The sequence below is a fragment of the Streptomyces sp. NPDC048416 genome (assembly GCF_043200435.1).
Taxonomy (GTDB): Bacteria; Actinomycetota; Actinomycetes; order Streptomycetales; family Streptomycetaceae; genus Streptomyces.
Window position 1 is genome coordinate 476,768 of the sequence record NZ_JBICXU010000001.1, and the last position, 13,758, is coordinate 490,525.

Genomic DNA, 13,758 nt, shown 5'->3' on the forward strand with positions numbered 1-13,758 from the left:
GTACGCCATCCGTGGGAGCGCGGTCCCCCGTGGGAGTGGACCCGGCGGTGGCGGGACACGGCTGGGGCGTGTGGTGCAGTATGGCCCGGATGCACAGAGCACTCGTACACGGTCTGGCGTGGTCGCTCGCCACGGGAGCGGCGGTGACGCTCTCCTGGTGGGGTGTCCACACGGTGATGGCCGGCACGGCGTACGACCCTCCCCGCGCGCTGCCGATCAGCGGCGAGGCCCGCACCATTCATCAGGACTCGGGGCCCGACGCGTCCTCGACCCACCGCCCCGCCCCGAGCCCGTCCGGCCCCGCGCCGTCGGCCTCGGCCACGCCAAAGGCGTCGAAGGGGCCCGGGAGCGGCACGCCGTCGGGCGGGCGTTCGCCGTCGGATCCCGCCAAGTCGCCCTCGCCGTACGCGAGTTCGGGCGATGCGGCCAGTTCCGGTGCCGTGCGGGGGTACAACGTGTCGGGCGGGCGCGTCGTCTTCGACCTCGGCGCCGCCTCGGCCCAACTGGTCTCGGCGACGCCCGCATCGGGCTGGCAGATGCAGCGCTGGATCCAGACGGAGTGGATACGGGTCACCTTCACGCGGGGCGGCGAGACCGTCTCGGTGTTCTGCACCTGGAACGGCCATCCGCCCGCGGTGGAGATCAACAACACCTGACCCGACGACGCGCCGGCCGGCTCGGCAGGCACCCCACCGCGCACCTCGCTGCACGCCGCGTCACGCCGCGTCACGCCGCTCAGCGGAAGGCGGAGGCGGGCGGCGCGGGCGACGGCTTGGCGCTCGCGTCGGTCACCGGCGCGGCTCCGCCCGTGAAGTCGGCCAGCTCCCGGCCGTGCTGGACGCGCCCGGGGTGCGGGTCGCCCGCGATCCGCCGGGTCAGCTCGGCGACGGGCAGCGGCACGGCCGAGCCGACGAGCACCGCGTTGCCGAACCGCTTGCCGCGCAGCACCGTGGGGTCGGCGGCGAGCGCGAGCTCGGGGAAGACCCCGGAGGCGGTGGCGATCTGGCCGCGCAGATGCGCGAGCGGGGGCCCGTCGGCGAGGTTCGCGGCGTACGTGCCTGCCGGCTTGAGCACCCGGCGTACGTCGGCGAGGAATTCGGTGCTGGTCAGGTGCGCCGGGGTGCGGGCCCCGCTGAACACGTCCGCGATGACGAGGTCGGCCCAGCCGTCGGGGAGCCTGGCGAGCCCGGCCCGCGCGTCGCCGCCGCGCACCCGTATCCGGGCGCCGGGATCGAGCGGCAGCTCGCGGCGTACGAGCTGGACGAGGGCCGCGTCCAGCTCGACTATCTGCTGGGTGGAGCGGGGCCGGGTCGCCGCGATGTAGCGGGCCAGGGTGAAGGCCCCGCCGCCGAGGTGCAGCACATTCAGGGGCTGGCCGGGCGCGGCGGCCAGGTCGATGACGTGCCCGAGGCGGCGCTGGTACTCGAAGGTGAGTCGTTGCGGCGCGTCGAGGTCCACGTGCGACTGGGGCGCCCCGTCGAGCAGCAGCGTCCACCCGCCGGACCGGTCCCGGTCGGGTATGAGCTCCGCGAGCCCACCGTCCACCGCCTCCACGACGGGCTCGGGCCCCGCCCCCCGCCGCCTGCCGCTCTTCGCCATCCCGCCATTATCGACCGGCCGCGCGGGTGCCGCCTTCCCGGGCCGCCGGGCGCCGCACCGCGTCAGCGGCCCCCGGTCTCGCCGAGGCCGTCGGCCGCCTCGCTGATGCCGTCGGCCGCCTCGATCATGCGGGCCGCCTCGCCCAGCGCGGCACGCAGCAGTCCGGGGTCGGTGACCTCGGTGGTGTCCGGCGGGAGCAGCCATCCGGAGCCGGTGACGGGCGGCACCACGGGGAGCCCCGCGATGCGCAGTCCGCGCCCGTTGGTCTCCGTACAGGCACTCCCCGGCACGTCCCAGGCGGCGGCGGTGCCGGGCGGCACCAGAAAGCCGAGGGTGTCGCAGGCCCCGTCGTGCAGGACCGGTCCGACGGCCGCGGGGGCGGCGCCGCGGCGGATGATGTCGACGGCCTCAAGGCCCTGACGGGCGGGCACGGTCACCAGGTCGCAGGGTTCCTCGGCGCCGCACGCGGAGACCGGCGGAGCGCTCGCCCGCGGCGACTGCGGATGGCGGACGGCCGTCGTCTGCGTACCGGAGACGGTGAAGTCGATGGGGGTGTCGGTGTTCACGCAGTCCTCCACAAGGCAAGCCCTCCGCGTCTTGGCGGTGTCTGGCGCTCTCCACATGGTTCAACGCCCCGACGCGTCAAGGGGAACGGCGGCACGCCGCCGCAAAGGATGGCAGTTCATGGCGGATCGCAGGTGAGATATCCGTTTTGTAGCCAAACGCTGTGTGAACGACCCGTCACAGAAGGTACGTTCTTGCTCCGCACCACCCCGCCAGAGAGAGCTGTCGAGCCATGGCGCCGTCACCAGATCCCCAGGCAGACCCCCGGGTGAACGCGCGGACTCCGCGGACGCCGCGCCGGCCGGCGCGCGAACCGAACGTGGCGTTCCGGCTGTTGAGGGGCGGGCGCTCGCCGGGCGAGTTCGCGGCAGCGGTGCGCCGCGCCGCGCGCGAGATCGGCGAGCAGGTGGCCTGCGACGCCCGCTACATCGGGCGCGTGGAGAACGGCGAGATCCGCTGCCCCAACTATGCGTACGAACGGGTCTTCCGGCACATGTTCCCGGGTTTGACCCTGGCCGACTTGGGGTTCTCGGCACGGGAGACGGTACGGGGCCGGGGGGCGCGCACCCTGTTCGCCGCGCCCCTCATCCGTCTGACCCCCCGCCCCGGACAACCGGACCACCCGTCGTCCGACCACCCGTCGGGCCACCTGCCAGACCGTCTGTCGGGCCACCTGGCGGACCGCCGAGATCACTACGACCCGCACGATTCCCACGATTCCCCCGCTCACGACGACGACCGAGACCACCCCGACCGCGACCACGACCACGACCACAACCACTGGCTCCACCAGAACCACGAGGAGAGCGACGTGCTGCGTCGCGCATTCATGACGGGCTCCACCGCCACGGTGGCGGCCGTCTCGCTGGGCCTCGGCCCGGCATCCGCACGTTCCGTCCAGCGCGTCGGCGAGGCCGAGGTGAGCGCCGTGGAGGATGCGGTGCGCCGGATCAGACTCCTGGACGACCGGCACGGCGCGGACGCGCTCTACCAGAGTGCCGCGCAACCGCTGCGCACCGCCTACGCCCTGCTCGACGCGAGCGCGGCCCGGCGTTCGACGCAGGACCGGCTGCACTCGGGGGCGGGTGAACTGGCCATCTCCGTCGGCTGGTTGGCGCACGATTCGGGTCGCTTCGGCGAGGCACGCTCGCACTATGCGGAGGCGCTTGCCACGGCTCGCCTCGCGGGTGACCCGGCCCTTGAGGCGCACGCGTTCTGCAACATGTCCTTCCTGGCCAGGGACATGGGCAGACCGCGTGAGGCGATGCGGGCGGCGCAGGCGGGTGAGCGCGCGGCGCAGTCGCTCGGCTCGGCGCGGCTGCTGTCCCTGCTGTCGCTGCGCGAGGCGGGCGGCTGGGCGGGGCTCGGCGACCGCTCGGCGTGCGAGGAATCCTTGGCGCGGGCCCACAGCCGGTTCGCGCGGGGTGGCTGCGCCGCTGACCCGGAGTGGATGAGCTTCTTCGTCGAGGCGGAGCTGGAGATGTTGCAGGCGCAGTGTTTCTCGGCGCTGGGCGACTGGTCGCGTGCGGCCCGTCACGCGCATCGCGCGGCCTCGCTCCAGGACCCGTACTTCACGCGGAACCTCGCGCTGTACCGGGCCGAGCTCGCCGACGATCTCGCGCGTGCGGGTGCGCCTGCGGAGTCCGCGGCGGCCGGGCAGCAGGTCCTTGACCTTCTGAACCAGGTCCAGTCCACCCGCATCCAGGCGATGCTGGCCGACACGTCCCGCCTCCTGATCCCGTACCGGGCGTCCCCGGAGGTGGCGTCATTCCTGGAACGCCGGGCGGCGGTGGCGGTGTAGGGGCCGCCGCCGCCGGGCGGCGTTGGCGGTGTAGGAGCCGCCGGGCCTGCGCGTCTTGGCCACGCGGCGGGCGGACGCGGACCGCGGAGGGTTGCGCGCGCCGCGCCCCCTGTGGGAGTCCGGCATTCGACTGCGGGCCGCGGCCGCTCCTCGCGCAGTTCCCCGCGCCCCTTAACCACTCGGCGCCGCCCCGCATGCGCACCCTCAGCCCGTCCGGCGATTGAGGACAAGCGCCGTTCAGGCGCGGCGGGGTCTGGGGCGCAGCCCCAGGGGCCCGGCTTCCGGCATGCCGACCGCGCGAGGCCGGTCGCGCAGTTCCCCGCGCCCCTAAACCCGTCTTCGACCGCGGACCGCGGAGGATTGCTCGCGCAGTTCCCCGCGCCCCTTAACCACTCGGCGCCGCCCCGCATGCGCACCCTCAGCCCGTCCGGCGATTGAGGACAAGCGCCTTTCAGGCGCGGGCGGGGTCTGGGGCGGAGCCCCGGGGAGCTGGACCTTTCGGCATCCGTCACGGGTGGGTGGGCGGGCAAACCCCCCGGGGGGCACCCAGCACACCCAGCCGCTCACCGCTCAAGGTGCCCCGTGTCGTTCCACCGCTCAACCGCCGGCTCCCCGTAGGCCCACCCCAGCACGGACAGCGACGTCGGATCGAGCCGGACGCGCGCCGCGAAGGAGATGTCCTCGCCCAGCCACCGCGCCGCGATGGACCGCAGAATGTGCCCGTGGGCGAAGACCAGGACGTCCCGCCCGGCAGCCCGCGCCCACGCCACCACCTCGTCCGCCCGCGCCGAGACCTGCGCCAGGGTCTCCCCCTCCGGCACCCCGTCGCGCCAGATGAACCAGCCCGGCCGCACGGCCTGGATCTCGGGCGGCGTCATGCCCTCGTACGCGCCGTAGTCGTACTCCATGAGCGCGTCCCACGGCTCGGCCCGCTCCCCGAACCCGGCGAGCCCGCACGTCTCGGACGCGCGTACGAGCGGGCTCGTACGGACCTCGACACCGGGCAGCCCGCCCCAGGGCGCCCGGTGCAACCGCTCGCCGAGCAGCTTCGCGCCGCGCCGGCCCTCCTCCAGGAGGGGAATGTCGGTCCGTCCGGTGTGCTTGCCCGCGAGCGACCACTCGGTCTGCCCGTGCCGGGCCAGCAGGATGCGCGGTGCGGCGGCTGCCATGGGTGTTCTCTCCCGATCCCGTACGAAATGTTCCGCCGTCCATCATCGCGCACCCCCCGAAGCAACCAGGAGCCGGATCCCGGCGTCTGACCGGAACGACGGGGTGCTGTGCGAGGGCGACCGATTACACCGTACGGTTGAACGCACGTCGAAAACCCGGAGGCCCCCAGTGGGCAGCCCGAAAACCAAGTGGGGGGAACCTTCCGGATGCAGTTGCCGCAGCATGCCACGCGACCGCGCTGGTGGACCGAACTCCCCCTGATCGCCCTCGTGTACGCGGCGTACTCCGCGGGCCGGCTGATCGTACGCGGCGACGAGGCGCGGGCCGTCGAGCACGGTCTGTCCATCCTGCGCTTCGAGAAGACGTTCCACCTGAACGCCGAGCACCCGCTGAACAGGCTGTTCACGCACACCCCGGCCCTGGGCATACCCGCCGACTTCATCTACGCCTCGCTGCACTACCTGATAACCCCGGCCATCCTGATCTGGCTGTTCCACCGCCGCCCGCGGCAGTACCGGGCGGCCCGCAGCTGGCTGATGACGTCCACGCTGCTCGGTCTGATCGGCTTCACGTTCCTGCCGACCTGCCCGCCCCGGCTGCTCCCCGCCGTGCAGGGCTTCACGGACACGATGGCGCAGTACAGCTCGCACGGCTGGTGGGGCGGCGAGGCGAGCGCGCCGCGCGGCATGGGCGGGATGACCAACCAGTTCGCCGCGATGCCCAGCCTGCACGTCGGGTGGGCGCTGTGGTGCGGGATCATGCTGTGGCGGTTCGGCGGGAACCGGATCGCCCGGGCCGCGGCCGTCGCCTACCCGCTGACCATCACGTTCGTGGTGATGGGCACGGCCAACCACTACCTCCTCGACGCCGTCGCGGGCGTCGCGGTGATGGGCCTTGGCCTGCTGCTCTCGAAGCCGGTGATGCGGCTGGCGGAGCGCGTACGCACCCGTTTCGCCGCCGCCCCTTCCGTCACCGGTGCCCCGATTGTCAGTCCCGGATGCCAGACTTCCCCGGGTGAGCCATTCCCTGGGCAGCGGACCTCATCCGACACCCCCGCAGAAGCCGTCGACGTCACTGCGTCGAAGGCTCGCTGAGCTACGCGGTCCGGCGGTCCCGGCCCGCCCGCTCGACGCCCGCGCGCTCGCGGCCCTCGCCGCGAACCCGGGCTGCCGCAGACGCGCCCTGCTCGACGGCGCCGGGGTGGACAAGGGCGCGCTCGCCGAAGCGATCGGCTCGCCGTCGGCGGCGTTCGGCCAGTCCCAGTTCGCGTTCATGCGGGGCAACGCCTTCGAGGCGAAGGTGAAGGGCGACGGCGGCACCGAGCTGCTGCGCCTGCTGTACGAGCGGATGGGCGCGGGATCCGAGCCGCCCGGCGCCGCCGCGTCCCCCGATCTCGCCGCGGCCGGCCCCGAAGGCCGCGCGGCCCGCACCGCGCTCGCCCTGCGCGAGGCCACCGGAGCCGGCGGCTGGGCGCTGCTCGACCATCCGATGCTGGCCCTGGATGTGGCGGGCTCCCCCGCCTACCTGGAGCCGGACGCGGTGGTGGTGCACCCCGACGGCCGCTGGACGGTGGTCGAGATCAAGTCCTTCCCCATGATCGACGCGGCGGCCGACCCGTCGAAGGTGGGCGCGGCGGCCCGCCAGTCCGCGGTGTACGTCCTCGCGCTCGAACGGGTCGCGGAGCGCACCGAAGGCGCCTCGGTGAACCATTCGGTGCTCCTGGTCTGCCCCAAGGACTTCTCCAACCTGCCGACCGCGTCCGTGGTCGACGTACGCAAGCAACTGTCGGTCACCCGACGCCAGTTGACCCGTCTCACCCGGATCGAGGACATCGCGGACACCCTGCCGCCCGGCACCACCTTCGACCTCGACGGCCAGTCGGGCGCGTCGCTGGCGTCGGCGGTCGAGGCGGTGCCCGCGGTGTACGCGCCGGAGTGCCTGTCCGCCTGCGAGCTGGCCTTCCACTGCCGCGGCCGGGCCCGCGAGGACGGCGCGGTGACCGCGCTCGGGCGCTCCTTGCGGGGCGAGCTCGGCGGCCTGACCACGGTCGGCGACGTCCTGGCGGCGGCACGCGGCGAGACGGGCGACCCCGCGGATCCGACGGTGGCCGCGGTACGCCGCGCCGCCGCCCTGCGCGCGGAGGCAACCGCCCTCGCGACCGGAGCCGGTACGGACACCGCGACCGAACCGGCCGGCCCAGGCGCGGACGCCGTGACCGAACCATCAGCCGCCCCAGGCGCGGACACCACCCCTGCACCGCCCGCCGCCTCCGCAACCCCCGGCGCCCCCGGCGCCCCCGCCACGGCCGCCCTGCCCGCGCAGGCCGCGCAGGCCGGTGACGACGAAGGAGCGTCGTGTCGCTGATCTCCACGCTGGCTCGCCTGGAGGCCGTCGAGTCCGGCCGCGCCCAGCCGCTGACCACCGTCCGCCACCGCCATCTGTCCGAGCGGCCGCTCGTCTTCGTGCCGCTCACCACGGCGGGCGAGGCGGGCGCGCCGCTCGGCGCCCTGGTCGGCGCCGACCGCGAGGCCCCCACCCTGCTCGTGGTCCCCCAGCCCCGCGACCGCGACCTGCGTTTCTCCTTCCTGGCCGACCTCGCGGAGGCCGTCCTGCCGTACCTGGACGCGTACGCCGACGACGTCGAGCAGGCCGAGCGCTCCGAGACCGACCCGGAGACCGGCAAGAAGACCAAGGTCGAGGTCGAACTGTGCGCCGACGCGCCGCAGTTGATCGTGCCCGGCCGGGCAGGCGTCGACTTCGTCCGTCTCCTGGGCCGTTCGATGCGGTTCCGCCGCACCGCCGAGCAGGATCCGGACGCGCCCCATCCGGCACCGCCCCGGGTCCCGCTGCTCGGCCGCTGGTTCACGCACTACGCCGAGCGCGCCCGCACGCCCGGCTCCGCGCTGCTGCTCTGCGCCACCGACCTCCTGAACCGGCACTGGGCGACCGGCCAGTCCAGCCTTGAGGACCAGCACCTGGGCGCCCTGCTCGCCTGGATCGACCCGCCGGCCGGCGCATCCGGGGCGCGGGCGGCGCTGCGGGCCGAGCTGGCGCGCGGCGCGGACGGCCAGCTCCTGTGCCCGCCGGCCGGCCCGGCCACCGACCCGGCGTTCGACAACCGCCTGCTCGCCCCCGCCGTCGAGCGCTACGACCGCGCCCGCCAGGCCCTCCAGGCGGCGCAGGACGGTCTGGCGGCGGACGAGCGCCTTGGTCAACTGGCCGCCGCGGAACGGGAGATCCGCCGCCTGCTCGCGGCCCAGCTCATGCCTACATGGTCCGCGGTGTGGCACGCCCTCGACCTGGTGCGTGAGCTGCCCGAGGGCGAGCGGGCGGCCGCGCGCTGGACGAGTGACCGATGGTCGTTCACCGGCCACCGGGACCGGATCACCGCGGGCGAGCCGCCCCAGCCGCGCCGTGACGACGCGGTGACCGCCGCCACCAAGCTGCTGCGGCGCGAGCGCGCCCAGGCCGAGCTCGAAGCGGGCGAGGCCCTTGACGACCCGCTGGTGATGGCGGGCCGCAGGCTCGCGGGTGAGGCGTTCGCGGGCGAGGTCGTCGAGGTGACCCCGGCCTGGTCGGAGTCCAAGCGCCCGAGCCCGCGCCCGCTCATCTCCCTGCGTACGGACGACGCCCCGCATCTCGCCGAGGGCGCGAAGGTCTACCGCACCCTGGACGGCAGGCCGCAGAAGGCCGAGTTCGTGACGTACGAGACGACGGCGGCCGAGGGGGCCGGCGGCGAGAGCACCCTGGTGCTGCGCATCCTGGACAAGATGGGGCGCGGCAAGGACCCGGCGCCCGGCTCCGTGCCCGACAAGGGCGACCGGGTGTGCTGGACGCTCTTCGAGCACGACCAGCGCGGCGCGCCCAAGCTGCCCGACGCGGAGGCCACGCCGTGGACGCATGGCGGTCCGCCGGGCTCCGCCACCGCCGAACAGCCCGATCCGCTCACCCCCGAGGACCTGCTGTGACCGCCTTCGATCCGGGCACGGCCGCGGCCGTGGCCACCGACGCGATCCTCGCCGACACCCTGCACGGCTCGGCCCGCGGTGTCGTCGTGGACTCGCCGCCGGGCGCCGGAAAGTCGACCCTCGTGGTGCGCGCCGCGCTCGAACTGGCCGCCGCAGGGCGCCCGTTGATGGTGGTCGCGCAGACCAACTCGCAGGTCGACGACCTGGTGGTCCGCCTCGCGGAGAAGGCCCCCGAGCTGCCGCTCGGCCGGCTGCACAGCAGCGAGAGCGACCCGTACGACAAGGCCCTGGACGACTTGGACAACGTACGGAAGTCGTCGAAGGCGGGTGACCTCGCGGGCCTGGACGTGGTGATCTCGACGTCCGCGAAGTGGGCGCACGTGAAGGACGTCGAGCCGTGGGGCCACGCGATCGTGGACGAGGCGTACCAGATGCGCTCGGACGCGCTCCTTGCGGTGGCCGGGCTCTTCGAGCGGGCGCTGTTCGTGGGTGACCCGGGTCAGCTCGACCCGTTCGCGATCGCCGACGCCGAGCAGTGGGCGGGGCTCTCCTACGACCCGTCGGCGAGCGCGGTCTCGACGTTGCTCGCGCACAACCCGGAGCTGCCTCAGCACCGGCTGCCCGTCTCCTGGCGCCTCCCGGCGTCGGCGGCGCCGCTGGTGTCGGCGGCGTTCTATCCCTTCACGCCGTTCCGCAGCGGCACCGGCCACGGCGACCGGCGCCTCGCCTTCGGCGTCGCGTCCGACGGCTCGGCGCCGGACCGGGCCGCCGACGAGGCGGCCGCGTCGGGCTGGGCCCTGTTGGAGCTGCCGGCCCGGCACACCCCGCGCACCGACCCGGAGGCGGTCCACGCCGTCGCGCTGGTCGTACGCCGTCTCCTGGACCGGGGCGGCGCGGCGACCAGCGAACGCTCCCCGGACCCCACCCCGCTCACGGCGGACCGGATCGCGGTCGGCACCGCGCACCGCGACCAGGCGGCCGCGATCCGGGCGGCGCTCGCGGAGCTCGGCGTGAGCGGGGTGGCCGTGGATACGGCGAACCGGCTCCAGGGCAGGGAGTTCGACGTGACGGTCGTCCTGCACCCCCTGTCGGGCCGCCCCGACGCGACGGCCTTCCACCTGGAGACGGGCCGCCTGTGCGTGCTGGCCTCGCGCCACCGGCACGCCTGCATCGTGGTGTGCCGCGCGGGCGTGGCCGACCTCCTGGACGACCACCCCTCCACGGAGCCGGTCCAGCTGGGCGTGACGGTGAAGTTCCCGGACGGGTGGGAGGCGATGATGTCCACGTGGGACCACTGGTCGGAGCACCGGGTCCGCTGGGAGCGGCCCTGAGCCACAGGGCCGAGCCGCCGGTCTTGCGGAGTGCTCAGTAGGCACGAAGGCCGGACAACTCCCCGCCGGGGGAACACGCTTGCTCTCTTGACCCGGGCGCGCCCTGAGCCGAGTGTGCACGTAACAGAACGCAACGCGGCGCATCACTCACAGCAGGAGGCGCACCATGGGCTACGTCTTCATCGGCAAGGACCCCGAGTCCGACGTGAACGGGTGCCCGGCGGTCTGGGTGGACGACGACCGAAGGCTGCTCGTACAGGGACAACGGGCCGAGGAGGGCGTACAGGCCCTGACGACGGCTGATGCGCCGCGGGCCGAGGATGAGACGCTGATCGTTCTGGAACCGAGGATGATCCCGCTCCTCAAGGAGGCTATCCGTGTCGCAGAGTCTGGCTGAGTTCGCGCATCTCCTTCGGCGGTGCGAGCGTTCAGCAGTGCACCTCGAAACTCGCGACGCATATGCCGTCCCTGGGGAGCATCCCGCCTTCGACGCTTGGCTGGCGGGAGAACGAACGGATTGGGACGACCGCTCGTCGTGGTGGCGCGATGACTGGCACGGCCTGGTCCGGACCGTGACCGAGCGAGGCGTGGCAGTACGCCGTGTCCGGGTGGTCGGTGAGCCTGTATCGGACTACATCAGGTGGGAGCACTACGTCACCTACGGCAATGTCGCGTGTGGGGAGGAAGTCCGGTGGCTGGCTCGTCGCCAGGCATCCGAGCTACTGCTGCCCGGGAACGACTTCTGGCTCTTCGACGACAAGCTGGTCCAGTTCAACGTCTTTGACGGCGATGGCCGTTGGATGCACACCGACTTCACGGACGACGAGAGCGTGGCGTTGCGATGTGCCGCCATGTTCGACGCGGTTTGGAAGCGAGCTGTTCCGCACGGCGAGTTCGCCGTCTGACGGAGCAGCTGCCAGTTCATGACTTCACCTCTGTCGACAGCCGAAGAGGCCCACAAGGCGGTTGCCGACCGGCTCACCGCCATGATGGAAGATGCCGACCTGTCGGGCGCTCGACTGGCCGCCCTGTGCGGCTGGGACCGCTCCAAGACGCACCGGATCATCAATCGGAAGACCATCCCGAAGCCGGCTGACATCCGCGCTTGGTGCACCGCATGCGGGAGGGCCGACGAAGCCGAAGCGCTGATCGCCACCACCCGAACGGCCAAGACTCTGTACGTCCAGTGGACCCAGTACCTGAAAGGGGGTCTTGGCGCGGCGCAACGCAGCGGCATCTACCAGGAAACACGCGTCTTCCGCGTGTACAGCTGCGGAGTTCTTCCCGGGATGCTCCAGACGGAGGCCTACGCCCAGGGCATTCTCCGTACGATCCGCCGTTTCAGGGGTCTTCCGGACGACGTGGACGACGCCGTCCAGGCACGGCTGGAGCGCTCTGCCGCCACTCTTCGGGGCGGTCAAGTGTCCGTTCTCATCGAAGAGTCGGCTCTGTACATCCCCATGACCGACCCACCGCAGCACGCGGCGCAGCTGGAGCACTTCATATCGCTGATCGGACGCTCCAACCTGGCTTTCGGGATCATCCCTCAGATGTCACGCCGGCCGGTTTGGCCCCTCGAATCCTTCTACGCCTTCGATGATCGTGAGGTCCAAGTGGAGACCCTCACGGCCATGGTCCGAGTGACGAACGCAACCGAGATCGACGTCTACCTCAGCGCCTTTGCCCAGCTGGGACGAGCCGCCGTCTACGGCTCAAAGGCCAAAGCCCTGATCAGGAGAGCTGTCGACGCCGTCGAAGGATGAAGCCGTACAACACCGCGCAACATTCTCTCCGCGCGGCCGACTCGTTTCCTACCGTTTTGGCACACCGGTTTGCCGACGAGAGGAAGCCATGACCAATCCAACCTCATATCCGCAGCCGCCCGTCCACTTGCCCGGGGCCGTAGACGCCTATCTGTACGGCTGCTCGCCGGCAGCGGGGTGCGGGGTGTGCGCCGCACTCGCGAAGGAACTGGAGGAAGCCAGGGCGGCCCATAAGGGCAGCGCGGCCTACGACGCCGCGGCGGAGATCCGCAATCACCCCCACCGGAAGTGCCCCCGGTGATGGAGATGCAGGAATGGCGCGACGCCTGGACCAGGGCGGGCAGCGCGACGGAGGCACTTCGCGAAGCGCTGACCGGCATGGGTGCCGGGGTGACGCAGACGGCGCACCTGCGGCCCATGGTCAGCCGCAAGGGCACGGCCTGGGTCGACGTGGGCCAGCTCCCCGCTCACCTCGCCGAACGGGTCGCCGAGGTGATCCGAACCGGCTCCCCGGCTCCCGACGGGACGGCTCGCTCCGTGAAGTGACGCGCCTGGCACGGCAATTGAACCTGCGGGAGGCAAGCAGCCCCGGGCTCCGGTGCCGGCCGCGCTCGGACGAGCACCCGGCGCGCAGCCGGCCTCCGGCGCCCACCAGCCAGGCAGCCACCCGGCTCCCGGATGGCTCGGACACGGAGGACCTGCCCGGCGCCCCAGCACCGCCGCCGACCGGGGGGCTCTGGGCCGCCCGGCGGGCCGGAGTCCCCGGGAGCCGCCCCGCAGCATCACGTGCCGCCGCTGCGACCCGCCCCGCGGTCACGGATCCCGCCGCACAGGACCCCGCCCGGCATCCCGGCGTCACGAACCCCGTCGCTCACAAACCCCGTCGCTCACAAACCCCGCCGACGGGACGCACCCCGCGGCGCCCCCTTGCGCGCACGCGGGAGAATGGACGGTGGCCCGGGCGCCCGGACCCTGAGCGTGGACCCTGCACCTGGGAGGACAGACATGCCGGAGCACGAGCGGAACGAGGAGCGGCAACGGCTGAGGCCTGCGCCGTTGCTCTTCGAGCCTTCCGAGGCGACCGCCGACCCGGAGCACTTCTTCGATCTGGAGTCCATCGAGGACCCCCGCGCGCTCCTGAGCCGCGCGACCGAGCTGGCCCTCGCCTTCCGGGCGGCGGCGGACCGGGCGGTCGAGTTCCAGGCGGTCGCGGCCGCCCAGCTCGCCGACCCCCGCCGCTTCGACCGGCTGACCCCCGCCGACGTGGCGCAGCGGGCCCAGTGGACCGAGGACTACGCGAAGAAGATGATCGAGTTCGGCCGCGACCTGATGCGCGCGGGCGACATTCCCTAGCGTCTGGCGCCACGCCCTTGGCCCCTCGTGCCGCACCCCCGGCACCGGGGTGCCACGCCCCCGGCGCCACGTGCCGCACGCCCGGCACCTGGGTGCCACGCCCCCCGGCGCCACGTGCCGCACCCCGGCCGGTTCGTCGGGCGACCACGGGCCCGGGGCATATGCCGGGGCGCAAGATACGCCCTCCCGCCCCGTCCTGTCCCGGTTTC

The 13,758-nt window shown here is 73.2% G+C and carries 15 protein-coding genes; 12 read left to right on the plus strand and 3 right to left on the minus strand.

Annotation, left to right across the window (positions count from 1 at the left end; translation table 11 throughout):
• The first annotated feature begins 89 nt into the window (after window positions 1-89).
• Complete coding sequence (locus ACGFW5_RS02155; RefSeq protein ID WP_393832217.1) at window positions 90-656, plus strand: hypothetical protein; 567 nt, start codon at window positions 90-92, stop codon at window positions 654-656.
• Between the two features lie 79 nt (window positions 657-735).
• Here the strand turns inward: ACGFW5_RS02155 and ACGFW5_RS02160 are convergent, their stop codons facing one another.
• Both ACGFW5_RS02160 and ACGFW5_RS02165 read right to left on the minus strand, forming a co-directional pair.
• Window positions 736-1,599: a spermidine synthase gene (locus ACGFW5_RS02160; protein WP_393832218.1), complete on the minus strand. Its 864-nt coding sequence runs from the start codon at window positions 1,597-1,599 to the stop codon at window positions 736-738.
• Window positions 1,600-1,661: 62 nt separating this feature from the next.
• Entirely contained in the window at window positions 1,662-2,165 is a 504-nt protein-coding gene (locus ACGFW5_RS02165) for a hypothetical protein (protein ID WP_393832219.1), read from the minus strand.
• 230 nt (window positions 2,166-2,395) lie between these two features.
• Here ACGFW5_RS02165 and ACGFW5_RS02170 point away from each other — a divergent pair, with 230 nt between their 5' ends.
• The gene (locus ACGFW5_RS02170; RefSeq protein WP_393832220.1) at window positions 2,396-3,964 is read left to right on the plus strand and encodes a hypothetical protein; all 1,569 of its coding nucleotides are present in this window, start codon (window positions 2,396-2,398) and stop codon (window positions 3,962-3,964) included.
• 563 nt (window positions 3,965-4,527) lie between these two features.
• Here the strand turns inward: ACGFW5_RS02170 and ACGFW5_RS02175 are convergent.
• Entirely contained in the window at window positions 4,528-5,133 is a 606-nt protein-coding gene (locus tag ACGFW5_RS02175) for a histidine phosphatase family protein (protein WP_393832221.1), read from the minus strand.
• Between the two features lie 207 nt (window positions 5,134-5,340).
• Between ACGFW5_RS02175 and ACGFW5_RS02180 the strand changes: the two genes are divergently transcribed.
• The 10 genes from ACGFW5_RS02180 to ACGFW5_RS02225 all read left to right on the plus strand — a co-directional run bounded on the left by ACGFW5_RS02180 (window position 5,341) and on the right by ACGFW5_RS02225 (window position 13,549).
• Window positions 5,341-6,228, plus strand: a complete 888-nt coding sequence (locus tag ACGFW5_RS02180; RefSeq protein ID WP_393832222.1) for a phosphatase PAP2 family protein — start codon at window positions 5,341-5,343, stop codon at window positions 6,226-6,228.
• Complete coding sequence (locus ACGFW5_RS02185; protein ID WP_393832223.1) at window positions 6,149-7,498, plus strand: hypothetical protein; 1,350 nt, start codon at window positions 6,149-6,151, stop codon at window positions 7,496-7,498. Before ACGFW5_RS02180 ends, ACGFW5_RS02185 begins: the two co-directional genes overlap by 80 nt.
• A complete protein-coding gene (locus ACGFW5_RS02190) occupies window positions 7,489-9,102 on the plus strand; it encodes a hypothetical protein (protein ID WP_393832224.1) in 1,614 nt (537 codons plus the stop codon). Before ACGFW5_RS02185 ends, ACGFW5_RS02190 begins: the two co-directional genes overlap by 10 nt.
• On the plus strand, window positions 9,099-10,433 hold the full coding sequence (locus ACGFW5_RS02195) for an AAA domain-containing protein (protein ID WP_393832225.1): 1,335 nt from the start codon (window positions 9,099-9,101) through the stop codon (window positions 10,431-10,433). The genes ACGFW5_RS02190 and ACGFW5_RS02195 overlap by 4 nt, the downstream gene beginning before the upstream one ends.
• Window positions 10,434-10,599: 166 nt before the next feature.
• The gene (locus ACGFW5_RS02200; RefSeq protein WP_393832226.1) at window positions 10,600-10,830 is read left to right on the plus strand and encodes a hypothetical protein; all 231 of its coding nucleotides are present in this window, start codon (window positions 10,600-10,602) and stop codon (window positions 10,828-10,830) included.
• Window positions 10,811-11,338, plus strand: coding sequence for a DUF6879 family protein (locus ACGFW5_RS02205; protein WP_393832227.1), 528 nt, complete (start codon window positions 10,811-10,813; stop codon window positions 11,336-11,338). The genes ACGFW5_RS02200 and ACGFW5_RS02205 overlap by 20 nt, the downstream gene beginning before the upstream one ends.
• An 18-nt stretch (window positions 11,339-11,356) precedes the next feature.
• Complete coding sequence (locus ACGFW5_RS02210) at window positions 11,357-12,196, plus strand: DUF5753 domain-containing protein (protein ID WP_393832228.1); 840 nt, start codon at window positions 11,357-11,359, stop codon at window positions 12,194-12,196.
• Between the two features lie 88 nt (window positions 12,197-12,284).
• Window positions 12,285-12,497: a hypothetical protein gene (locus ACGFW5_RS02215; RefSeq protein WP_393832229.1), complete on the plus strand. Its 213-nt coding sequence runs from the start codon at window positions 12,285-12,287 to the stop codon at window positions 12,495-12,497.
• Window positions 12,497-12,742 carry a hypothetical protein gene (locus tag ACGFW5_RS02220; RefSeq protein ID WP_393832230.1) on the plus strand — a complete coding sequence of 82 codons (246 nt, stop codon included), beginning with the start codon at window positions 12,497-12,499 and terminating at the stop codon, window positions 12,740-12,742. Before ACGFW5_RS02215 ends, ACGFW5_RS02220 begins: the two co-directional genes overlap by 1 nt.
• A gap of 459 nt (window positions 12,743-13,201) precedes the next feature.
• Complete coding sequence (locus tag ACGFW5_RS02225) at window positions 13,202-13,549, plus strand: hypothetical protein (RefSeq protein ID WP_393832231.1); 348 nt, start codon at window positions 13,202-13,204, stop codon at window positions 13,547-13,549.
• The last annotated feature ends 209 nt before the right edge of the window (window positions 13,550-13,758 follow it).